The organism is uncultured Thiocystis sp., from assembly GCF_903866365.1.
In the GTDB taxonomy this organism is placed as follows: domain Bacteria; phylum Pseudomonadota; class Gammaproteobacteria; order Chromatiales; family Chromatiaceae; genus Chromatium.
On record NZ_CAIPNF010000125.1, the window covers coordinates 1 to 22,332 of the forward strand.

Annotated in this window: 20 protein-coding genes; 16 read left to right on the forward strand and 4 right to left on the reverse strand. The window is 61.0% G+C overall.

Features of this window, described 5'->3' with window-relative positions:
• Positions 1-257 precede the first annotated feature (257 nt).
• The 14 genes from QZY07_RS07525 (at position 258) to fliS (ending at position 14,291) form a co-directional block, all read left to right on the forward strand.
• Positions 258-566, forward strand: coding sequence for a GNAT family N-acetyltransferase (locus QZY07_RS07525; protein WP_295401251.1), 309 nt, complete (start codon positions 258-260; stop codon positions 564-566).
• A gap of 310 nt (positions 567-876) precedes the next feature.
• Entirely contained in the window at positions 877-1,494 is a 618-nt protein-coding gene (locus QZY07_RS07530; RefSeq protein WP_295401253.1) for a formyltransferase family protein, read from the forward strand.
• A 7-nt stretch (positions 1,495-1,501) separates the two neighbouring features.
• A complete protein-coding gene (locus QZY07_RS07535; RefSeq protein ID WP_295401255.1) occupies positions 1,502-2,602 on the forward strand; it encodes an AAA family ATPase in 1,101 nt (366 codons plus the stop codon).
• Positions 2,599-3,168, forward strand: coding sequence for a hypothetical protein (locus tag QZY07_RS07540; RefSeq protein WP_295401257.1), 570 nt, complete (start codon positions 2,599-2,601; stop codon positions 3,166-3,168). The genes QZY07_RS07535 and QZY07_RS07540 overlap by 4 nt, the downstream gene beginning before the upstream one ends.
• A 35-nt stretch (positions 3,169-3,203) precedes the next feature.
• On the forward strand, positions 3,204-3,653 hold the full coding sequence (locus QZY07_RS07545) for a GNAT family N-acetyltransferase (RefSeq protein WP_295401260.1): 450 nt from the start codon (positions 3,204-3,206) through the stop codon (positions 3,651-3,653).
• 257 nt (positions 3,654-3,910) lie between these two features.
• Positions 3,911-4,171 (forward strand): UPF0175 family protein, encoded by a 261-nt coding sequence (locus QZY07_RS07550; RefSeq protein WP_295401262.1) that lies wholly within the window; start codon positions 3,911-3,913, stop codon positions 4,169-4,171.
• Positions 4,143-4,643: a DUF3368 domain-containing protein gene (locus QZY07_RS07555; RefSeq protein ID WP_295401264.1), complete on the forward strand. Its 501-nt coding sequence runs from the start codon at positions 4,143-4,145 to the stop codon at positions 4,641-4,643. The genes QZY07_RS07550 and QZY07_RS07555 overlap by 29 nt, the downstream gene beginning before the upstream one ends.
• Positions 4,640-5,695, forward strand: coding sequence for a pseudaminic acid synthase (gene pseI / locus QZY07_RS07560; RefSeq protein WP_295401265.1), 1,056 nt, complete (start codon positions 4,640-4,642; stop codon positions 5,693-5,695). Before QZY07_RS07555 ends, pseI begins: the two co-directional genes overlap by 4 nt.
• Before the next feature lie 104 nt (positions 5,696-5,799).
• A complete protein-coding gene (locus QZY07_RS07565) occupies positions 5,800-7,353 on the forward strand; it encodes an ATP-binding protein (protein ID WP_295401267.1) in 1,554 nt (517 codons plus the stop codon).
• A gap of 477 nt (positions 7,354-7,830) precedes the next feature.
• Positions 7,831-10,032, forward strand: a complete 2,202-nt coding sequence (locus tag QZY07_RS07570) for a flagellin (protein WP_295401269.1) — start codon at positions 7,831-7,833, stop codon at positions 10,030-10,032.
• Positions 10,033-10,175: 143 nt separating this feature from the next.
• A complete protein-coding gene (locus QZY07_RS07575; RefSeq protein ID WP_295401271.1) occupies positions 10,176-10,577 on the forward strand; it encodes a flagellar protein FlaG in 402 nt (133 codons plus the stop codon).
• Between the two features lie 112 nt (positions 10,578-10,689).
• On the forward strand, positions 10,690-13,125 hold the full coding sequence (gene fliD, locus QZY07_RS07580; RefSeq protein WP_295401273.1) for a flagellar filament capping protein FliD: 2,436 nt from the start codon (positions 10,690-10,692) through the stop codon (positions 13,123-13,125).
• A 43-nt stretch (positions 13,126-13,168) separates the two neighbouring features.
• Positions 13,169-13,825 carry a flagellar protein FlaG gene (locus QZY07_RS07585; RefSeq protein ID WP_295401275.1) on the forward strand — a complete coding sequence of 219 codons (657 nt, stop codon included), beginning with the start codon at positions 13,169-13,171 and terminating at the stop codon, positions 13,823-13,825.
• Between the two features lie 64 nt (positions 13,826-13,889).
• Positions 13,890-14,291: a flagellar export chaperone FliS gene (gene fliS / locus QZY07_RS07590; protein ID WP_295401277.1), complete on the forward strand. Its 402-nt coding sequence runs from the start codon at positions 13,890-13,892 to the stop codon at positions 14,289-14,291.
• 155 nt (positions 14,292-14,446) lie between these two features.
• Here fliS and QZY07_RS07595 read toward each other — a convergent pair whose 3' ends face one another.
• The 4 genes from QZY07_RS07595 to QZY07_RS07610 all read right to left on the reverse strand — a co-directional run bounded on the left by QZY07_RS07595 (position 14,447) and on the right by QZY07_RS07610 (position 18,903).
• Complete coding sequence (locus tag QZY07_RS07595; protein WP_295401279.1) at positions 14,447-14,884, reverse strand: hypothetical protein; 438 nt, start codon at positions 14,882-14,884, stop codon at positions 14,447-14,449.
• A 157-nt stretch (positions 14,885-15,041) separates the two neighbouring features.
• A complete protein-coding gene (locus tag QZY07_RS07600) occupies positions 15,042-16,592 on the reverse strand; it encodes an ATP-binding protein (RefSeq protein ID WP_295401280.1) in 1,551 nt (516 codons plus the stop codon).
• 2 nt (positions 16,593-16,594) lie between these two features.
• Positions 16,595-17,698, reverse strand: a complete 1,104-nt coding sequence (locus QZY07_RS07605) for a phosphoserine transaminase (protein WP_295401282.1) — start codon at positions 17,696-17,698, stop codon at positions 16,595-16,597.
• Positions 17,699-17,700: 2 nt separating this feature from the next.
• Positions 17,701-18,903: a RimK family alpha-L-glutamate ligase gene (locus tag QZY07_RS07610; protein WP_295401284.1), complete on the reverse strand. Its 1,203-nt coding sequence runs from the start codon at positions 18,901-18,903 to the stop codon at positions 17,701-17,703.
• 388 nt (positions 18,904-19,291) lie between these two features.
• Here QZY07_RS07610 and QZY07_RS07615 point away from each other — a divergent pair, with 388 nt between their 5' ends.
• The gene (locus QZY07_RS07615; protein WP_295401286.1) at positions 19,292-20,239 is read left to right on the forward strand and encodes a GGDEF domain-containing protein; all 948 of its coding nucleotides are present in this window, start codon (positions 19,292-19,294) and stop codon (positions 20,237-20,239) included.
• 295 nt (positions 20,240-20,534) lie between these two features.
• Positions 20,535-22,208: a methyl-accepting chemotaxis protein gene (locus QZY07_RS07620; protein WP_295401288.1), complete on the forward strand. Its 1,674-nt coding sequence runs from the start codon at positions 20,535-20,537 to the stop codon at positions 22,206-22,208.
• Positions 22,209-22,332: the final 124 nt, after the last annotated feature.

The window sequence follows — 22,332 nt, forward strand, 5'->3', positions numbered from 1 at the left end:
TCCATGAAAACAGCGTGACGTGGCGTCGATGTCGTGAAAAATGGCCATTCAATGACCCATTGATGAGAAAGTCACCTTGATTTTCAGCCTCCAGAGCGGCTTCGCCGCGACGTCCGACCTAAGTCGGACAGGCTCCTAGTGACATTGGTATTGGCGAGTAACGAGACCGGATTGTCGCTGGCCCACTTTCCGGGGCAATCGCTTTATGCGATGGACATCTTGTTGGACGACGACTGGTTGCCCGACGGGGTCGAGCCATGCTGCTGATCCCGCTGACCGAAGACGATCTCGAGCTGATTCTTCCGTGGCGCAACGCCCCAGCCGTGCGGCGCAATATGTACAGCCATCACGAGATCACCCCGGATGAGCACCGCGCCTGGTTCCAGCGCATGTGTCAAGATCCCGCCATGCGCTGGTATCTCGCTCGCGACAGTCACGGAACGCCGACAGGAGTCGTCTACTTCACCGACCTCGATCCGGGGCAGGGGAGCGCCTTTTGGGGGTTTTACGCCAGACCCGACGCCACGCCCGGCACGGGGACGCGGATTCTCTATGCCTCGCTCTAACTGGCCTTTGGCGAGTTGAGTCTGCACAAGCTCAATGGCGAGGCGCTAGTTTCCAATTCGGCATCCGTCAATCTGCACAAAAAATTCGGTTTTACTCGGGAGGGTGTTTTTCGTGATCAACATTTCGATGGTACGCACTACGTCGACGTGATCCGATTCGGTTTGCTTTCCGCCGAATGGGAGCCGCAACGTGACCGTCTGCGCGCTCGCATTGCGCAACTGGACGCCCTGACGGACCAGCGGAAATCTACCCCCCCCCCCCCGTAAAATCCTGATCCTGTCCGATGCCGAAAGCTGGATTAACGTCTATGTGGAGGATCTTGTGATCGACTGGGGCGAACTGGGTCATGAAGTGCGTTGGGCGCACCAGATCGAGGAATCGCCCGGCGCGGATTTCTGCTTCTGTCTCAGTTTCGGTCGCCTCGTGCCGAGCGCCACGCGGGCCTTGTTCGGCCATACCCTGGTGGTGCATGAAAGCGATCTGCCGCACGGCAAGGGCTGGTCGCCGCTGACCTGGCAGATCCTGGAGGGCCGCGCCCGCATCCCGGTGACGCTCTTTGAGGCGGCCGCAAACATCGACAGCGGAGCGATCTATGCTCAACGCTGGATTGAGTTCCAGGGCCATGAACTGGTGGACGAGCTGCGCGCCGCCCAGGCGGCAGCTACGCTGGATCTGTGCCACTGGTTCGTCGAGCATTATCCGGCCAGCGTCGCGCAGGCCCGACCGCAGACTGGCGCGGAGAGCCTTTACCCTCGCCGTGGCCCCGACGACAGCCGGCTTGATCCCTGCCGGACCATCGCCGAGCAGTTCGATTTATTGCGGGTAGTGGACAACCGGCGCTATCCGGCGTTTTTCGAGTGGCGGGGGCGGCGGTATCGCATCGCGATCAGCCACCATGCGAATGAATCCAGAAGTCACCGAGTTTGACATTGACATGCTTCAACGACTCTACATCGATAATTATCGCAGTTTCGTCAATTTTGAGTTCAAGCCAGAAGCACTCTGTCTCCTGGTTGGCGAAAACGGCGGCGGCAAGAGCACGATTCTCGACGTCATCGCCTTGTTGCGCGATTTTGTCACCGGGAAAGTAACCGTGGATGCGTTTCCGACCGCCACACTGACACGCTGGGATGCACGGCCGCTGCAACGCTTCGAGGCTGATTTCTGGATTGAAGGACAGATGTTCAGCTACCGCCTCGTCATCGAACATGAAATCCAGCGTAGTTTGCAACGGGTCCAGCAGGAGTTCCTGGAACTCGATGGCAAACCGCTCTACGCCTTTCGGGATCGTGTTGCGCAGCTCTATCGAGATGATCATAGCCAAGGCCCCACCATTGCGTTCGACTGGTCGCGGAGTGGTATCGGGATGCTCCAGTCCGGCCCAAGCAATCTGTATCTGAGCCGGTTTCGCGAGCACCTCGGTCGCATCCTCGTGCTGGGCCTCATTCCAGCCATGATCGCCGCTGAATCGGAGCGGGAAACATTGGTTCTGGATCGAGCCGGCCATGATTTCGTGTCCTGGTATCGCGCGATGGCCCTGGAGAATCCAGCCGCGACCATGAAAGTGGTGACGGCCCTGCGCGAAATGATGCCTGGGCTGGCGGCGTTACCGTTACGCGAGAGTGGCAGCAAACGTCTACTCAAGGTTCAATTCGACGGGGTTGCTGGCGCACAGACGCGGTATCAGGAATACGGCTTCGACGAACTGTCCGATGGTCAACGCGCGCTGATGATTCTGTACGCGCTGCTCTATCTGTATGAAGATCGTTCACTGTTGCTGTGCCTCGACGAGCCGGACAACTATGTCGCCCTGCGCGAGATACAACCCTGGCTGGCTGAATTGCAGGAACGCTGCGCGACCAGCGGCGGCATTCAAGCGATTCTCGTCTCGCACCATCCCGAGTTGATGAACTATCTGGGCGACGAACGCATTCTGCTGATCGAGCGCGATCAGGGCGGCCCGACCCGCGTCAAACCCTTCGCATCCACCGATGGGCTGGATGCAGGCGAGACGCTGGCGCGAGGCTGGCAATGACCCGCCCCAGCGCGACCGAGGTGATCCTGCTGTGCGAGGACCAACGCCATGAGCAATTCTGCCGACGTTTTCTGCTTGAGCGTGGCGTGTCCGCGAGGCGAATCCGCGCCTGCATTGCTCCCGCCGGACGGGGCGATGCGAAGCAATGGGTGATCGATCGCTATCCACAGGAATTGCGTGCATATCGCAGCAAGGCCAACCGTATCAACAATGCGCTAATCGTGATGACCGATCTCGACCAGCAAAAGATAGGGCAACGCCGCCAAACACTTCAGATCGCTTGTCAGGCGGTCGATGTCGCGGATGTCGCGCCCGGCGAGCGGATTCTGATTGCATTGCCAAAATGGGCGATCGAGACCTGGATTCTCACGCTGGTGGGCCAGACAGTGGCCGAAGACGAACGAATTCAGCCGACTCATAAGCAACGGGCTGCCGGTCAAATCCGCGTGGCGGCAAAGTTACTCGCGACTTTGTGTGCATCGCGGCAGGGTGGACAGATACCGGAGACCTTGTCGGCATTGCACGACACTTGTTCTCAATTCCATGGTTTGAGGGAGACTTTGTGATTCTCGGTGTCATCAGCCATGAGTGATCAACTACCATGAACAACAAGTACAGCATTGAGCAGCGTCAACTCTTGTCGGGTTGCCTCCCTCAACTCCATGTTCTCTTGGATCGTTGCTACTCACGTCCGCCGCGAGATGTGTTTTACCGACTGATCGAGCAATATCGTACAGGTTTTCCGGCCTGGCTCGCGCGTTCCGGGGACGGGCGGATCATCGGGTTCATCCATCTTGCGCCGAATAGCAAGGGCGGCACCCTGGAGACACTTGCGGTGGATCCAGACTTTCGACATCTCGGCATTGCACGGGCACTTGTGAACCACTTGCTCGATGCGACGTCTGGTGTCGTGTCATTGACCACGCGGATTCCCGCGTTTTTCGCTACCCAGGGATTTCAGTCGATCAGTGTGTTGCCGGATCAATCCGTCTTCATGATCCATGTCCATTTCGATCGTGAAGACTTATTGCCATCGGAAGTCATCGAATGATCAAGATCGTCGATCATCCTGTTGGCCATAACCACCCACCCTTCGTCATCGCTTGAGATGTCCGGCAACCACAACCAATTGTTGGAGCGGGCGTTGGCGCCCGGCCGATCCGACCACTTCGCGACAGTGCCACATGCGTTGGACCGTCATGACTCGGCATTGGGGGGCTTGGCTTCCGACACCCTGAGAGGGATGTCGCCTACACTGAAACCCAGGATATTCCCGGCAAGCGCAATACATTGACTGGAGCCTTCGCTATGACCATGACGTTACGTATTCCTGAAGACATTGCCGCGGCGATCAAGTGGCCGCGCGATCAGCTTGACCATCAATTGGAGACAGAACTCGCGTACGCTCTGTATGCGCGCGGACTCGCATCGATGGGTACGGCTCGCCGTCTGGCCTCGCTTGACAAATGGGCTTTCCTCGAAGGCCTTGCGGAGCGACGCTTGGCCAGGCATTACGGCGAAATGGAATTGGAGGAAGATATTGAGTACGCAAGAGCCGGTCATCAGTAATTCCTCTCCATTGATCCACCTTGCCAAGATTGATCAGTTGGGTTTATTGCCGGGCTGCTTTGGTGAGGTGCTGATTCCTCGCGCGGTCTATGATGAATGCGTGACGGAGGGCAGGGACCGGCCCGAGATGGCAATGATCAAGCAGGCCGCTTGGCTGCGCGTGGTCGAGGTCGAGAACCTTGATCTGGTCCGGCTTCTCCGCGCGGAGATCGACCGCGGTGAAGCCGAGGCCATCGCGCTCGCCTTGGAGCAGCGAAGATCGCTTCTCTTGCTCGACGATTCTGATGCGCGGGAAAAGGCGCGCATCTTACGGCTGCGAATGACTGGCACGTTAGGTGTGCTCCTTTGGGCCAAGCGGGCGGGGAAGATCGCATCCTTATCGGATCAGTTGAAGGCACTTCGCGATACTGGTTTTTGGCTGAGTCGGCGGTTGACTGATCGATTGTTGCTGGAGGCGGGAGAAGGGTCATGAGCAGTGCCATCGTCATGGCGGATTGGCCGATTGGGGCGACTCATCCACCCTTCGTCATCGCCGAGATGTCCGGCAACCACAACCAATCGCTGGAGCGGGCGTTGGCGATCGTCGAGGCGGCGGCGCGTGCCGGTGCCCATGCCATCAAGCTTCAGACCTACACCGCCGACACCATGACCCTGCCGGTCGTCAGCGGCGACTTCTTCATCAGCGACCCAAACAGCCTCTGGCACGGGCACAGTCTGTATGAGTTATACCAAATCGCCCACACCCCCTGGGAGTGGCACGCCCCGATCATGGCGCGGGCGCGAGACTTGGGTATCCTCTGCTTGAGCACGCCGTTCGACGAAACGGCGGTGGATTTCCTCGAAGGGCTCGACTGCCCCTGCTACAAGATCGCCTCCTTCGAGAACGCCGATCTACCCCTGATCCGCAAGGTCGCCGCCACTGGCAAGCCGGTCATCGTCTCCACCGGCATGGCCACGCTGGCCGAACTCGACGAAACCATGCGCACCCTGCGCGAAGGCGGCTGTCAGGACATCGTGCTGCTCAAGTGCACCAGCACCTATCCGGCCAGCCCGGAGAATAGCCATCTCAACACCCTCCCGCACCTGCGCGACCTGTTCGGCTGCGAGGTCGGCCTGTCGGACCATACCCTCGGGATCGGCGTCAGCGTGGCGGCGGTCGCGCTGGGTGCGACCGTCATCGAAAAGCACTTCACGCTCAGCCGCGCCGATGGCGGCGTCGACAGCGCCTTTTCGCTGGAACCCGCCGAAATGGCCGCGCTGGTCACCGAAACCGAACGCGCCTGGCAGGCGCTCGGCGGTATCCATTACGGACCGACCGAGGCAGAGAAGCCCTCGCTGCGCTTCCGCCGTTCGATCTACGCCGCCGCCGATCTCAAGACCGGCGACATCTTGACGCCCGAGAATCTGCGCATTGTGCGTCCCGGTTTCGGCCTGGCGCCGAAGTATTACGAGACCCTGCTTGGGCGTCGGGTGAACCGAGATCTCGCCATGGGGACGGCGATGGCATGGGAGTACCTCGGCTGACTCAGTCAATGACAACAGGCGGAGAGAGGGTCGGGATCCGCAGCGCCTTCTTTTCCGCCGGGCGCTACACTGGACCCCATGTCCATTGGTCGGTTGCATGTCTCATGACCCAACCCCGTCGCAAACTCCCCATCGGAATCCAAACCTTCGCCAAGATCCGCGAGGGTGAGTATTACTATGTCGACAAGACGCCCCTGGCCTGGCGTCTGGCCCAAACCTCCGGCTATTACTTTCTCTCCCGTCCGCGCCGGTTCGGCAAGAGCCTCTTTCTCGACACCCTCAAAGAGCTTTTCGAGGGCAACGAACCGCTGTTTCGGGGGCTGGACATCCATCCGCGCTGGGACTGGACGGTGCGTCATCCGGTGATCGCCATCAGCTTCGGCGGCGGGGTGCTCCAGACCCGGGCGGAACTGGATCGGCGCATCCTCGACATCCTGCGCGTCAACCAGGTGCGTTTGAGCCTGACCTGTCCGGATCCCCAGGATGTCGCTGGCTGTTTCGCCGAACTGATCCGCCTCGCGCACGAACACACCGGCCAACGCGCGGTGGTACTGATCGATGAATACGACAAACCCATCCTCGATAACATTACCGATCCCGCCACCGCGTGCGCCATGCGCGAGGGGTTGAAGAATCTCTATTCGGTCATCAAGGATCAAGACGCCCATCTGCGTTTCGTCTTCCTGACCGGGGTCTCCAAATTCAGCAAGGTCAGCCTTTTTTCGGGCCTGAACAATCTGCGCGATATCACCCTGTCGCCCGAGTATTCGACCCTCTGCGGCTATACCGACGCGGATGTCGACACCGTCTTCACGCCCGAACTCGATGGACTCGACCGCGACGACATCCGCCGCTGGTACAACGGCTATAACTGGACGGGCGAGGCGGTCTACAACCCCTTCGATCTGCTGCTGCTGTTTCAGGAACGCCAATTTCGCCCCTGGTGGTTCGAGACCGGCACCCCGACGTTTCTCATTCGTCTTCTGACCGAGCGCGAGACCTGGTTACCGAAGCTGGGCGAACTGGAGACCGACGCCGACCTGCTCTCCACCTTCGAGGTCGACGACATCCCCACCGAGGCGCTGATGTTCCAAGCCGGGTATCTGACCATCGCGCGCGAGGAACTGCTCGGCGGCACCTACTATTACCAGCTCCGCTTCCCCAACCGCGAGGTTTACCAAAGCCTCTATCACAGCCTGCTACGCGCCTGGACGCAGGAGCCTCAGGCAACCGTCAAAAATCGCAAGCAACTCTATCGATTGCTCCTGGCCAATGACCTGACGGGCCTGAAAGACCTGTTTCACGCCTTCTTCGCCAGCATCCCCAGCGACTGGTATCGCAACAATCCCATCGCCCGGTACGAAGGCTACTATGCCAGCGTCTTCTACAGCTACTTCGCCGCGGTTGGTCTGGACATCACGCTGGAGGACGCCACCAATCAGGGACGGATCGACATGACCGTGCGCTTCAACAGTCGGATTTATCTGTTCGAGTTCAAAGTGGTGGAACTGGCGCCGGAGGGACGCGCCCTGCAACAGATCAAGGACCAGGGCTATGCCGACAAGTACCGCGCCTTGGGCCAGCCGATCCATCTGATCGGGGTGGAGTTCTCGCGCGAGGGGCGCAATGTCGTGGGGTTCGAAGTCGAGACGCTGTGATGGTCCGGTGACAGTGACCTCCTTATCATCTGCCGATCCGAGGTGGTCGCCAGGATGCGGCGCGCACCAGCCAATGGCGAGCGTCGCTAACGAAGTCGGTTAAGCTTGGTCTGACAGGTTGAGTCTGGCAAGCGGCATGATCCAGATAGGACGGGTCGAATACTCCCGGCTCCCTGACCGGCGCACCTGCCAGTTTCTTGACGCGCATGCCGGACGCGACATTTGCCCCATCCGGCTTTCCGTTCAATCCCCCGTCCCGTCTTTCGGAACGTCGTCGCAAGTTCGCGGCGCGGGCGCGGATGGCGCTTTAGGGCGCGCCCGACTGGCCGATAACTTGCTTCGACGGGAGGCGTAAGGTTTCGGTTCTAAAGCTTTTGGTCCACTGGCCGATACCCCAATCGAACTATCCGTTATCACCCCACGGCAGACCGCTGATGCCCAGCAGATCGCCGGTTCGACGAAGACAGGAGAACAGTCATGGCAATGGTCATCAACACCAATGTTGCGTCGCTCAATGCACAGCGCAATATCACCAAGTCTCAGGGCTCCCTGAGTCAGTCCATGGAACGCTTGAGCAGCGGCCTGCGCATCAACTCCGCCAAGGACGACGCGGCGGGCTCGGCCATCGTCAGCCGCCTGACCTCGCAGGTGAAGGGGCTCGATCAGGCGGTGCGCAATGCCAATGACGGGATCTCGCTGGTGCAGACCGCCGAGGGTGCCTTGAGCGAGTCGAGCAACATCCTGCAGCGCATGCGCGAGTTGTCGGTGCAGTCCGCCAACGGCACCTACACCAGCGGCAACCGCACCACCCTGAACGCCGAGACCCAGCAGTTGGTCAAGGAACTCGACCGCATCTCCAGCAGCACCAATTTCAATGGACTGAACCTGCTGGACGGCACCTCACAAGATGTGAAGTTGCAGATCGGCGCCGAGGCGAACCAGACGATTACCGTCAGCATCGGTACGCTCGACGCCAAATCGCTGGGTGTGTCGGAGTCCGTGGGTGTGGGGTCGATCGGGCGGACGGCGTCCGAGACCGTAGTAGCTCACGCAACGGCTAGCACGGTCGCTGCGGCCATGTCGGCCGCTGTTTCAAACAGCACCACTGGAACGCAGGCCCTGGGTACCGGCGATCTCGTTATCAACGGTATCGCGATCGATAGCGCCAAAGGGTCATCCGATAATGCCTCCGCCTATGGCAAGGAGGCCAGCGCCATCTCGACAGCGGCGGCCATCAATGCGAAGAGCGATCAGACCGGTGTTACCGCGATCGTGGGCGAAACCCGCGTCGGCGGGAGCGCCATGGCCACCGGCCCAGGTTTGGGCGGCGCAGCCACCGGAGTGATTGCGCTGAATGGCGTCAAGATCAACCTAACGATCAGCGCGGTCGCCACGGGAACTGCTTCGGCCGATAATGCGGCCAATCGCGCAAACATCATCAAGGCGATCAATCTGGAAAGTGACCGCACAGGGGTCATCGCGACCGATTCCGGGACTGATAATGGCGGAATTACCCTCACCGCCGCAGACGGGCGCAACATCAGCCTGCACATGGCTTCAGGCTCTTTAAGCGCGGCCAATACGGGTATCGGCGGTCTTGCGACCACTGCCGGTGCACTGGGCGTCTCGCTCACCACCGGCACCGTCACCCTGGTGTCTTCGGGCGGGAAGCCGATCGAGATCACCTCTGGCTCCGAGGGTCACTCGATCGATGCGGGTTTCACGGAAGGCACCTATACCGGGAACGCCACGCAGATCTCCTCGAAACTCGCTGATTCGACGCAAGCCATGACGGCGGGCAACGTCTTCGTCAATGGCGTGTCGGTGGGGCCATCCTACGCCACGGACGATACGGCCTCCTCTGGCTCCAAGGCCGCCAGCGCCATCGCCAAGGCAGCGGCTTTCAATTCAGTCTCCGACAAGACCGGGGTGACCGCGACGGTCAACCAGAATCGTGCCGACAACACGACCGCTCAGGTGTCCGGAGCCGCGAGCGTTGCTGGAACCATCAATGGGGTGAGCTTTGTCGGCTTTAATACGACTGTGGGCGACTTGAGCGCCAACCGCACGGCGTTGGTGAATGCGATCAATGAGATCTCCGATCAGACTGGGGTGAAAGCCATCGATACCGGCGAGAAAGGCTCGGCCGATGGTGGTGGTGTCCAGCTTGTTGCCGAGGACGGTCGCAACATCATCACGAATATTTCGAATGGTGAAAATGTCGGTTTTGACGCTGGCGCCAAGACCTTCGTCGGCGAATTCACGCTCAGCTCCGACAAGGAGATCACTATCACGCGCGGGACGGATACCAATCTTTCCTACTCGGGCCTGGCCTTGGGTAACTACGGCGGCGGCAAGGACGGCCAGTCGCTCTCCAGCATCGACATCTCGACCGTGGACGGGGCGAACAAGGCGATCAAGGCGATTGACAACGCCCTCGAAACGGTCAACAACGTGCGGGCCGATCTGGGTGCGGTGAACAACCGGTTGGACTTCACCATCAACAACCTGTCGAGCATCTCGCAGAACGCCACGGCCTCGCGCTCGCGCATCCAGGACGCGGACTTTGCGTCAGAAACGGCGATGCTCTCCCGGTCGCAGGTGTTGCAGCAGGCGAGTTCGGCGATGCTGGCCCAGGCCAACTCGGCACCGCAGCAGGTGCTCTCGCTCCTGCGGTAAGCTAAAGTCGGATGGGTAGAGCGCCAGCGAAACCCATCCTTTCAGCGCCGAGGTTGCAGGATGGGCAGGCCGCGTCCCGCGAATCAACTTAGGGCAAATTTGCCTATCCAGCGACCTCGCAGCCGAACCAGGGAATCAAGATCATGGCCAGTGACTCTTTCAATGTGGTGTCGGTCAGCCATCTACCGATGGCGGCGACGCCGCACGGTCCGTCTCAGGAAACGGCGCCGTCAGCCAATTCGATACAGCAAGCAGCGCCCGCTGAACGCACTCCGCCCGGTCTCGCCGATGTCAATGCGCTGAACAAGGACCGACCTGCCACGGTCGAACAGGTCGCCCAAGCGGTGGATCGCATCAACCAGATGATGCAGAACGGCCAACAGACCTTGAGCTTTCAGCTTGACGACGATTCCGGGCAGATGGTGGTCCGGGTGACGGACGCCCAGACCAAGGAAGTGATCCGCCAGATTCCGAGCGAGGAAACCCTGAAATTCGCGGAGTATGTCGATGGGTTGGTGGGATTGATTTTTAATAAGAAAGCGTAACACCGCATCTGTCGCGATGGGAGCGCCCAGGTGTCGGCGCTTGGGGTGGGCGGAAAATCCTTCACTGAAGGGTATTGAGCGGCAGGTTCATCGAGGTAAGAGGGCGATCGTCGTGGATACCAACATCATCAGCTCGCTCGGCGCAGGGTCGGGGATCGACATCGCCAAACTGGTCCCCCAACTGGTGGCGGTCGAACGCGCCCCGCAGCAGCAGCGACTCGATGCGCGCCAGGAGACGCTCAAGGCGCAGATCTCCGGGTACGGTCAATTGAAGAGCGCGCTCGCGACGCTCCAGACCGCGATGGGTTCGCTGGGCAGCCAGGATCTCTTCAACGCCCGCTCGGCCACTGTCCCCAGCTCGGAAGCCATTACCGCCGACAGCGTGTCGCCCGGCGCGCAAACCGGCACCTATAAAATCGACGTGCTGGCGGTCGCTAGCGCGCAGTCGCTCGCGACCCAGGCACAGACCGAACGCGACAGCGCGCTTGGCAAATCCGGGTCCATGACGATCAGCTTCGGCGAATGGGGCTATAACGCCTCTAAACAGCCCATTAACTTTACGGTCAACGCGGACCGCGCCGCCGTCTCGATCGACGTGAAGGCGACCGATTCGCTCGATACCATCGCCGACAAGATCAACGCGCTGAATTCGGGCGCGCAGGCGTCGGTGCTGAAGGTGGACGGCCAGTATCAGCTCCTGCTGACCTCGCCCTCGGGCGAGTCCAACGCCATGCAGATCACGGTCGATGACCCCAGTCTGAATGCATTCGCCTTCAATGCAACCACCTTCGCCGATGTCACCGAGACCCAGCAAGCTCAGGATGCCGAATTAAAGGTCAACGGTCTGACAGTGGTACGCGAGAACAACGCGATCGACGACGTGATCGATGGCCTGGCCTTCACCGTCAATAAAGTCTCGACCGAGAGTCTGAGCTTTTCGATCACCGCGGATAAAAGCGCCGCCGAGGAAGCCGTGCGCGGCTTCGTCACCGCCTATAACGCCTTCCAGGAAACCACTCAGAAGCTGGTGGGCTACAGCCGCGACGAGGACAACAATCTGGTGCGCGGCGATCTGGCCGGCGATAGCTCGGCCCGCACTATGATCACTCGGATGCGCGAACTGATCGGCAGCGCGGTGCCCGGCCTGGAGTCGGGTTTCACGGCGTTGACCAATGTCGGCATCCGCACCGAGCGCGACGGCAGTCTCTCGATCAGCGAGACCGAATTCAGCAGCGCGATCGCTAACCAGTTCGACCTGCTCGGCGATCTATTCGCGGACAAGACGACCTCGGCCAACACGGCGGTGACGGTCAATCAGGGCACCTTTGCGGCCAACGCGGTCGCTGGTACCTACGCGGTTAAGATCACTCAGGATCCGACGCACGGACAGGCTCTGGCCGCCGGAATCACGCACGCGAATTTCGTGGCGGCGAGCGATACCTTTAGTACGCCGCTGGATACCTCCGGCGGGGGCTACAACTTCAAGATCAACGTCGATGGCAACAATTCCAATCTGATCACGCTGACCGGCACTTATAGCTCCGCCGAGCAGTTACGGGCGGATCTCCAGTCGAAGATCAATGGCGATGCGAGTCTCAAGGCGGCGGGCGTGGCGTTGGATGTCGGCTTCGATACCGCGACCAACGGTTTCACCTTTACCTCGCGCGACTATGGCGCGATCTCGCGGGCAACGCTCACCGAGACGAGCGCGAGCCTGAGCGCCCTGGGGCTTGCGCCAACGCGGGCAAACATCACGGGGAGCGCGGTGACGCAGACGGGCTTCGATGCGCCGACCGATACCTTTACCACGCCATTGGATACGGCCAGCGGGGATTACGGGTTCAAGATCAGTATCGATGGCGTGGAGTCAAACGCCATCGATCTGACCGACACCTATGCGTCAGCCGAGGCGTTGCGCGCGGATCTCGAATTAAAGATCAATGCCGATGCGAAACTGACGGCGGCGGGCGTGGCACTGGAGGTTGCCTATGACACGACCACCAATCGATTCAGTTTCATCTCAAGCACGGGCGGTGCCAACTCCGCGGTCGCGTTGACCGAGACCGGAACCGACATGAGCAAGCTGGGCATCAGTCAGGCGATGACCGGCACCCGTGGCCTCGACGTGGTCGGGACGATCAACGGCGTGGCGGGTTTCGGTGCCGGCAACGTGCTGTTGCCCGACATCGAGTCGGATGCCTATGGCTTGAATCTCAGCGTTGGCGCCGGGGCGCGGGCGCAGAGCGAGGCGAGCGGAACGAATGGCTTCCAGATCGGCTTCTCGCGCGGTTTCGGCGGCGAGTTATCCAAACTGATCGACGATTTTCTCGGCTCCTCGGGCATCATCAAGACCCGCGAGACTGGCATTCAGACCCAACTCGACGGGCTCGACGAGCAAACGACCCGGCTGGATCGCCGGATGGAGGGCGTCTCCGCGCGTCTCTTCGCCCAGTTCACCGCGATGGAGAATATCGTCAACAGTCTCCAGGGGACCGGCAGTCAACTGGAAGGGCTGGTGGATCGGATGCCGTTTACGGCGTCGAGTTGACGTTCGACGATCCGCGCAGCGGTTCCTGAGAACCGCGAGTTTTTTGGATGGTCCGCTCCCTGAGCGGACTTTTTTTGGACCTAAAGAAATCTCTCGAGCCGCCGTTACTTTCACCATGAGCGGAGCAGGACACCACGCCAAATCCCTGGCGATGGACCGAGAAGAGCCGAAATCCATCCATCCATCCATCAATCACCGCAAGGTAGGTACGAAAGGTGCGTTGTTTCGGCTCAGACTTGGTTGTCACTTGCCCGCGGACGATGAGGGCGTCCTCATGATCGAAGCGATTTCAAGTCTCGCGGGAGTGACTGCCAAAACAGTACAGACGACCGTGAAGACGGAGGCGAAACGCGCCGAAGATCCGTCGGTTTCGAGTCCGCCAACGGGTTCGTCCACGCCGATCGAGCGATCCTCGGAGCACGCGCGGACGCCACCGGAAGAAACCAAGAGCGGCGGTCCAGAGCCGAAGCCCACCACGGAACTGAAGCAGGCGGTCGAGTCGATGAACAGCTTCCTGCAGGACCAAAAACGCGCGCTGGAGTTCAGCGTGGACGAGGAGACGGGGCATGTCGTGATTAGCGTCATGGATGTCGAGCGCAAGGAGGTGATCCGTCAGATTCCGTCGGAACAGGCGTTGAAGCTCATGGCGCAGATGCGCGAGGGTGGCATGAGGTGGACCGGCCTGACTGAGAAGGCGTAGACGCCGCAACTTGTTGTCGATTGACAATTAATCTTTTAACCACTCATCTGGAGTGAAGAACGCCATGTTAGCGATGCGCAGAGAATTACAGCAATACCGTCAGTCCGGTCCCATGGCGGAAGCGGCCGTTGCCGATCCACATCGCTTGATCCAGATGCTGTTCGAAGGTGCGCTTGAGCGCATCGCCGTGGCGCGCGGCGCGATGGAGCAGGGCAATATCCGCGTCAAGGGCGAGAAGCTGAGCCAGGCGATCACGATTATCGACGGTCTGCGGACGTGCCTGGACCACGGCAAGGGTTTGGATCTGGCCGAGAAGCTAGAGGCGCTCTACGAGTACATGTCCCGGCGTCTGTTAGAGGGAAACTTGCGTAACGATCTGGGCGCGCTGGATGAAGTGAGCCGCCTGCTGCGCGAGATCAAATCCGGTTGGGATGCGATTCCTCAGATGTTGCGCCAAGCGTCTTGATGAGGTTTGCGCTGGGTTGTTGACTCGGTTCGGTTGGCGGCGGGCGACCCCCGACGTCTTCCGAGGCTGGCCGAACCGAGGTTTTTCTTCCGGTGGCCTTTTCTCTAGCCGGACGGGGCGCATGCCCCATCCGGCACGGGTTCCAACCATCCTCGCTACAGATAACGCAGGGCGGCGATGACGAGACCCGTGCTGGTGGCGATGAATCCGACCAGCCAGAGAAACTGCTGGTCGTGGCGCTTGAGCATCTCGTCAAAGCGTTTGTCTATCTGCTCGAAGCGTTTGTCGATCAGTTCGAAGCGTTTTTCCATCTGCTCGAAGCGTTTGTCGACCTGCTCGAAGCGCTTCTCTACCATCTCGAAGCGTTTATCGACCTGCTCGAAGCGCTTGTCGATCTGCTCGAAGCGTTTCTCCATCTGCTCGAAGCCTTGGCGCATCAGTTCGCGCTGGTGCTTGAGTTCTTCCTCCACCCGCACCATGCGCTCGCGCAGTTCGATTTCGTAGACTAGCGGCGGCTTGCCGAGGCTTTGTTCGGCCAGCCATTCGCCGAGGTGGTCTTTGATGAAGGCAATATCTTCCTGGGCCAGGGCCATGCGGGCGTCTCCTCTTTCGCACCAATCAAGACAAGGACTCTAGCGGATCGCGGCGCGGGACGACAAGGGCAGTCGATCCATCGCCGACCGACTCGTCCGACGACAAGTCGAACGCCCCAGGGGCCGACGACAAGTCGGCGCTCCCAGCATGGTCTCTCTACGGGAGTACGGTTTCGACCTCGAACCCGACGAGGGTGCGTCGCTCGCGGCTGAATTCCACGCCGATCAGATGGATCGGCTGGCCCTCGGCGCGGTATTGGTCGGCATAGCCTCGGTCCTTGATCTGTTGCAATGCCTTCCCTTCCGGTTCCAACTCCACGACCTTGAACTCGAACAGCCAGATCTGGCCGTTGAACCGTAACGCGAGATCCAGGCGTCCGGCGTGGCTGCTGTCCTCGGGCGTGAGGTCCAGACCGAGCGCGGCGAAATGGCTGTAGAAGACACTGGCGTAATAGCCTTCGTACTCGGTCATTGGGTTGTTGGTCTGCCATTGATAGGGAATGGCGGCGAACAGGCTTTCGAGATGGGCGCGCAGTCCGCTGAAGTCGGCGGCCATCAGCAGGTCGTAGAGTCGGCTTGCCAGTTCGCTGGCCCGACCCGGATTGCCGATCAGCGCCTTGACGAGCACGTCGTTGAGGGCGCTTTCGACTTCCAGATTGGGGTAGCGCAGGGTGTATTCGGTGCGCGCGCCGATGCGTCGCGAGGTGCTGAAGGTGAGATAGCCGGTCTGCCAGAGCAGCGCCTCGGGAGTCAGGTGCTCGACATCGAAGGCCGACAGCAGGGCCTGATCGGCGCGTAGATGCGCCAGACGGGGGGTGAAAAAGCCCTGTTGGGTGAGCAGATCGACCAGAAAGGTTGGGGTGCCGGTCTCGAACCACCAGGGGTGGATGAGGCGTTTGCGGAACAACAACAGCAGGTCGAAAGGGTTATAGACGGCCTCGCCGGTCCAGTTGTAGCCGTTGTACCAGCGGCGGATGGCGTCGCGATCCAGACCGTCAAGCTCCGGCGCGAAGACGCTGTCGACATCCGTGTCGGTGTAGCCGCAGATGGCGGAATAGGCGGCATCGACGGTGATGTCGTTCAGGTTATTCAGCCCGGAGAAAATGCTGACCTTGCTGAACTTGCTCACGCCGGTGAGGAAGGCGAACTTGAGGTTTGCATCCTGGCCCTTGATCACCGAGTAGAGATCGCGCAGTCCGTCGCGCATCTCGCGGGCGATCTCGGGGCGGGTCAGGTTGTCGAGAATCGGTTTGTCATATTCGTCCACCAGCACGACCACGCGCTCTCCGTGTTGTTCATGCGTCCGTTGAATCAGTCGGGAAAAGCGCCCTGAAATGCTCCGGGCTTCGCCCGCGACACCAAGTCGTTGTTCGTTCTCCTCCAGCAAGTCGAGGATTCTCCCGTCGAGTGCCGCGCGGCTGTGCAGCACGCCTTCGGCAAAGCTCAGGCGGATGACCGGGTAGCGGATCGTCCAGTCCCAGCGATCCTGAATGAATAACCCTCGGAACAGCGGCTCGTTGCCGGCGAAGAGTTCCGCCAGGGTGTCGATGAACAGCGATTTACCGAAACGGCGCGGGCGCGAGAGAAAGTAATAGGATCCCTCTTCGATGAGCTTCAGCGCAAAGTGGGTCTTGTCAACGTAATAGCAGTCCGTCGCGCGCAGTTTCGCGAAGGTCTGAATGCCAATAGGGAGTTTTTTCGGGGTCATGCTCAGAATCCTCCAGCGGAATGGTTGGCATCGGCAAACTCCCGCATGAACCGACACAGCGCGTCGACGGCTGCCGGTGTCATGGCGTTATAGATGGAGGCCCGGATGCCGCCGAGCGAGCGATGTCCCTTGAGTCCGCTGAAACCTTGCGCGGCGGACTGGCGCAGAAAGTCCGCTTCCAGGTCGGCGGTCGGCAGTGTGAAGACCACGTTCATCAGCGAGCGATCCTCGCGCGCCGCCCAGCCGTCATAAAAACCGTCGCTGCGATCAATGATGTCATAGAGGCTGTCGGCTTTTTGACGGTTGATGGCGTCCATGCGGTCCAGTCCGCCGATGTCGTTCAGCAACCAGCGGGTGACCAGCAGCACGACATAGATAGCAAAGACCGGGGGCGTGTTGTAGATCGAATGGGCCTTGAGATGGGCGCGGTAGTCGAGCATGGCGGGGAGTCCGTCCGGCGTCCGGTCCAGCAACTCGCGCCGGACGATGACGACAGTGACGCCGGCGGGTCCGATGTTCTTCTGGGCGTGGGCGTAAATGAGATCGAAACGCTCGGGATCGAAGGGCCGCGACAGAAAATCCGATGACATATCGCAGACGCGCGTGACTTGGTCGAGTCCGGGGATGGCGTGGTACTGGATGCCTTCGACCGTTTCGTTGGAGACATAGTGCAGGTAGGCCGCCGTGTCGGAAAAGTCGAGTTCGTCGGGGCGGGGCAGTCGTCGGAAGCCCCAGGGCTCGCCATCCCAGAGGACGCGCACCTCGCCTTCCAGCCGGGCATCGGGAATCGCCTTGGCGCTCCAGTAGCCGGTGCGCAGATAGTCGGCGGTTTGGCGGCGATGGCGCAGCAGCAGCATGGGGATCATGGAGAACTGGAGCGTGGCACCGCCCTGCAGGAAGAGCACGGCGTGGCTCTCGGGAAGCTGGAGCAGTTGGCGGATATTGCGCTCGGCCTCGTCGACGACGCCCGCGAACCAGTCCGAGCGATGGCTGATGCCCAGGATCGACAGCCCGACCTCGGGGACGCACGCGATGGCCTGTTGAGTTTCGGCCAGCACCGTGGCGGGCAAGACACCGGGTCCGCCGGAAAAATTCAGATGGTTCATCGTCAGGTGCCGGATGACCCTGACGCGGCGGCCTGGAGCAGCATGGCGCGAAAGGCGGTAAAAATGGTTTGCATGGCGGCCTGTTTATAAGGGAAAAGATCGACCGGATCCATGGCGTGAACGACCATGGCGTGATCGACCTCGAAGATCAGCAGGCGTCCGTCCGGTAGCTCGGCGCAGTCGATGCCGAGATAATCCAGTCCGATGGCGCGATCGATGGCGGCGAGCGCCGGTCCGTGCCGGACGGCGAAGGCGTGCTCGAAATCGGCCATGAAGGCGGCTTCCTCGGCGCGTTTCTCGGGGCTGTCGGCCATGCCGGCGTTGAGATAATGGATCATCCAGTGGCTGGAAATGCCCATGTGGCAGGCGAAGGGCTGTCCGGCGACGAGGATCACGCGGTATTTGCGAAAAAGCCCATCGGGGCTGCGGTAGTCGATAAAGGGCGCCACGAAGAATTCGTCGTCGGGCAGGGTCTGGAGCTGTGCGGCGAGCTGCGCGGGCGTGTCGGTTTTGCTCAGGTCGTGACCGGCATGCGAGTCGAGCGGGCGGAAAATGAAGGGGAAGCCGAGTTCGGACGGCGGTTGTCGATCCGGCACGCGGCCTTCAGCCAGTGGCCGCAGGGTTTCCCGAGCAACGCGCCAGGTGGGCGGCATGGCGATCCCCGGCAGTCCCTGCAAGCGCCGCGCGGCGGTATCGCGGGCGACGCGGGCGATGTGTCGCGGGTTGTTCAGGATGGGTCTTGGCCAGATGGCCAGATGGGGTAGCCAGTCGGTCAGCAGGCGGCGATTCGCCTGCGATTCGCCGATCGCGACGAACAGCAGGTCATGCTCGGGGAGGTCCGCCGGAGCGGCCTCGCCGGGGAGGGCGTAGTACAGATGAAGCTCGATATCCGAGTCTTCCAGCAGACACTCGATGGGGACATTCGCCATGAGTTCGCCGGGCGCCATGAGCGCCAGCAGGCGCAGCCGGACGGGCAGGGCGGCGGGGATGACGTAGTGCCGGCACAGCCTGAGCGCCTCCCGTTGCAGTTGCAGCGCGAGTGCCGGATTGCCGAGAAACTGCAAAATGATGGCGGCATCGAAGAGCGAGGCGGCATCGTTCGGGTCTTGCGTCGCCCGTGCGAGCAGGGATCGGCCGAGTGGCGTCAAGTCCTCGCCCGCCAAATGGCGGCGCATCAGGTGGGCAAGGCCAAGGGATGTCTGCATGACGGCGCGTTCCGCTCCCGAATGAGGTTCGATTGTCCGCTCGCCCTCGCACGGGTGCAAGCCAGGGGCCTTGTCGGCAGCATGGCTCCGGGTGTGTTGGGTAAGGCAACTCCCCGCGAATCATCGTTCAATGCCTTCGGCGTCGATCATCGTTTCGGCCATCGCTCGTTGTCGTTGTCGATGATCCGATTACGACAACGACAACGACAACGAAAGCAAGAACGACGACCGCGCGACGCGTCGTCCGATGCTCCCTTGTTTAAAAAACCGTCAAAATGCTGTCGCTTTAGCTTCGCGAAATCGCTAATCCATTATTTAATATAGATTTTTTATATCTGGCACGGCTTTGGCTAAATCAAACTCAGGATCAACACTTTGGGGAACTCCCGTGAACCTGAACAGCCAAGCCGAAACGCCGCGTCTGACCCTCGTGTCCTCGGTCGAGCCACCGGTGCGTCAGCCGTCGGAATCTATCGATCCGATCCGGTTTTTACAGGCAATCTCGGCCTCGTTGGATCTCGATCAAGTGCTGAACACGCTCGGCGGCTTCCTCTACGATCTGGTCGCCCAGAGCGGCTGGGTGTACCGGCATGCGGAATCCGAGCTCGAACTGTCGGGCGGAAAGCCGGATCGTCATCGGCTGGAATATGTCTTGACCCTGAACGGGCGGGAGATGGGGACGCTGAAATTGATGCGCGGCCGCCGCTTCTCCGAGACCGAGCAGGTGCGGATCGAGGGGCTGCTGGGTCTGGCGGCGCAGGCGCTGCATAACGCCCTGCGTTTTCATGACCTGAGCCAGCAGTTGGAGCGCGATCCGCTGACCGGTCTCGGCAATCGTCGTGCCTTGACCTTGCAGGGTGCGCAGTGGCTGGCGGACAACATCCGTCATAAGCAGCCGCTGTCGATGCTGGTGATGGATCTCGACCGCTTCAAGGCCGTCAACGACACCCATGGTCACCCGGTGGGCGATCGTTTGCTGTGCGCGCTGGCCAAGACCCTGCGCGAGGTCACGCGCGTTGCGGATCTCTGCGTGCGGATCGGCGGCGATGAATTCGTGGTGCTGCTGCCCAGGACCGATCTTTCCGACGCGATGGAATGCGCGGAGCGGATCCGGTGCGCGGTGGCGACAATTGCGGTCGCGACCGCGACCGAGGGGCAGGTCAATGCCAGCGTCAGCATTGGGGTCGCGACATATCGCCATGGGATGGATCTGGATCAACTCTATCATCAGGCGGATAGCGCGCTCTATGCCGCCAAGCGCGCTGGCTGCAATCGGGTTCTGGCAGGCTCGGGAAACCCCGATTGCAAGCGGGTCGACGCCGTTGGCGTGTCCTAAAGACCGAGGTCGCTCGCGGCCAGTGAAATTGCAGTAGACTCCCAGCACGCTCGATGGCTTCGAGCGATCCTGTGAGTGGAAGGAAAGGCGCCTGTCGGGCGCTTTATTCATGGCGGTCGATGATCTTGACGCGAATCCGACGACATCTCTCGCGACGTTCGTGCCGCTCTCCCCATCGACGCAGGGATGTATCGAGCTTTACTGGTGCTTGTCCTGACTCGGCCTGTCTGAAAAGCGCAACCATCGGTGCACAGGATTCATCAGATCCAGTTTTTATCGATCGGGAACAGTTGTCATGAAAAAGGTTCGTCTGAGTGTCAAGTTGCTGGTGGGCTTTCTGTCGGTGGCGATGATCGTGCTGATCGTCGGGTTGTTTGGAATCAAGGGCGAGTTGGACATGCGCGCTCATATCGAGGCGATCGGCCAGGTGCGACTGCCGTCCATCATCCAGTTGGATCGCATGAATATCGAACGTTTGCAGGTGCGCGCGCAGACGCTTGAGGTGCAGGGTCAGGCGGTCTGGTCGCCGGAGACGCGTAAGGTGCTGGAACTGGTTTCGCGTCAGCGCCTGGCGTCCTGGAAGACGGTCGAGGAGGCGCTGGCCGCGTATGAAAGGTTGCCGAAATCCGCGGACGAGAAGGCCGTCTACGAGGTCTTCAGAACCGAATACGCGGCCTGGCGGGCGAGCTATGCGCGGCTGGATCAACTCCTGGGCAGCCTGATTCAGGCGGCCAGCCCTGAAGACTATGCCCCCTTGCACGCGGAATTCGTTGGCTTGGTGACGGACATGAGGCTGATCTCGGATCGCGTGGGCGTGCTGATCGATACGATGGTGGCGTTCAACAATCAGGCCACCAATGCCGCGGTCGGGAAAGCCCTGGCGGAAGCGAGTCAAATGGTGAAGTTCACCGCGGTCGGGATGGGCCTGGGGCTGCTGCTGGCGGTGTTCCTGGGGCTGTATCTGACACGCGACACGCTGCGTCAGCTTGGCGGGGAGCCATCCTATGTGGTCGAGGTGGTCAACCGGGTCGCGGAAGGCGATCTGACCGCGCGGATCGACCTGCGCCAGGATGACACGACCAGTCTGCTGGCCGCCTTTGCGCGCATGGTGGCGAATATGCAGCGCGTGCTGCGCGAGGTGGCGACGGCCAGCGCGCAGGTGGCGGCGGCGGCCGAACAACTCTCGGCGACCAGCGAGGAGATGCGTGAGCAGGTGAAGCTGGAACAATCCGAGACCGATCAGGTCGCCACCGCCATGAACGAGATGACGGCGACGGTGGAAGAGGTGGCGCGCCATGCCGCGGCCGCGGCGCGTGCCGCGCAGGACACCGACACCGAGACCGATGCGGGGAGCGAGGTGGTGATGCAGACGATCGCGGCCATCGAGTCGCTGGCCCGCGAGGTGGAATCCGCTGGCGAGGTGATTGCGCGGCTATCCGAGGATAGCAAGGAGATCGGGGCGGTGCTGGATGTGATCCGGGGCGTGGCCGAGCAGACCAATCTGCTGGCGCTCAATGCCGCGATCGAGGCGGCGCGGGCCGGCGAGCAGGGTCGCGGATTCGCGGTGGTGGCCGCCGAGGTGCGCACCCTGGCCAGCCGCACCCAGTCCTCGATCCTGGATATTCAGGAGAAGATCGAGCGGGTGCAGAGCGGCTCGGCCGGGGCGGTGCAGGTGATGGAGAAGGGGCAGTCCAAGGCGCGCGAAAGTGTCGCTCAGGCGCGCAAGGCGGGCGAGTCGCTGCATACCATCAGCACCTCGATTACCAGCATCAACGACATGAACCGGCAGATCGCCAGTGCTGCCGAGGAACAGACGGCGGTCGCGGAAGAGATCAACCGCAACATCCACACGATCTCGGGGACGGTGGATCAAACCTCGGCCGGTTCGTCGCAGATCGCCACGGCCAGCGTGCAACTGGCCGGTCTGGCGGCGCAGTTGCAGGAACGGGTGGGGCAGTTCAGGATTTAGGGTGCGATTTTTACTTGCGTGGGATTCGCACTGGCCTGTAGGGGCGAATTCATTCGCCACGTCGGTTGCGCGGATCCAGGGATGTCGGGGCGAATGAATTCGCCCCTACGGCGATGCCGCGCAA

Excerpts from the sequence above, each read along its gene's own strand:
- QZY07_RS07525 (WP_295401251.1), top strand. The coding sequence starts at position 258 with ATGCTGCTGATCCCGCTGACCGAAGACGATCTCGAGCTGATTCTTCCG.
- QZY07_RS07620 (WP_295401288.1), top strand. The coding sequence starts at position 20,535 with ATGAAAAAGGTTCGTCTGAGTGTCAAGTTGCTGGTGGGCTTTCTGTCG.
- fliS (WP_295401277.1), top strand. The coding sequence starts at position 13,890 with ATGTTAGCGATGCGCAGAGAATTACAGCAATACCGTCAGTCCGGTCCC.
- pseI (WP_295401265.1), top strand. The coding sequence starts at position 4,640 with ATGAGCAGTGCCATCGTCATGGCGGATTGGCCGATTGGGGCGACTCAT.
- QZY07_RS07570 (WP_295401269.1), top strand. The coding sequence starts at position 7,831 with ATGGCAATGGTCATCAACACCAATGTTGCGTCGCTCAATGCACAGCGC.
- QZY07_RS07540 (WP_295401257.1), top strand. The coding sequence starts at position 2,599 with ATGACCCGCCCCAGCGCGACCGAGGTGATCCTGCTGTGCGAGGACCAA.
- QZY07_RS07535 (WP_295401255.1), top strand. The coding sequence starts at position 1,502 with ATGCTTCAACGACTCTACATCGATAATTATCGCAGTTTCGTCAATTTT.
- QZY07_RS07595 (WP_295401279.1), bottom strand. The coding sequence starts at position 14,884 with ATGGCCCTGGCCCAGGAAGATATTGCCTTCATCAAAGACCACCTCGGC.
- QZY07_RS07575 (WP_295401271.1), top strand. The coding sequence starts at position 10,176 with ATGGCCAGTGACTCTTTCAATGTGGTGTCGGTCAGCCATCTACCGATG.
- QZY07_RS07565 (WP_295401267.1), top strand. The coding sequence starts at position 5,800 with ATGACCCAACCCCGTCGCAAACTCCCCATCGGAATCCAAACCTTCGCC.
- QZY07_RS07605 (WP_295401282.1), bottom strand. The coding sequence starts at position 17,698 with ATGAACCATCTGAATTTTTCCGGCGGACCCGGTGTCTTGCCCGCCACG.
- QZY07_RS07610 (WP_295401284.1), bottom strand. The coding sequence starts at position 18,903 with ATGCAGACATCCCTTGGCCTTGCCCACCTGATGCGCCGCCATTTGGCG.
- QZY07_RS07600 (WP_295401280.1), bottom strand. The coding sequence starts at position 16,592 with ATGACCCCGAAAAAACTCCCTATTGGCATTCAGACCTTCGCGAAACTG.
- QZY07_RS07550 (WP_295401262.1), top strand. The coding sequence starts at position 3,911 with ATGACCATGACGTTACGTATTCCTGAAGACATTGCCGCGGCGATCAAG.
- QZY07_RS07545 (WP_295401260.1), top strand. The coding sequence starts at position 3,204 with ATGAACAACAAGTACAGCATTGAGCAGCGTCAACTCTTGTCGGGTTGC.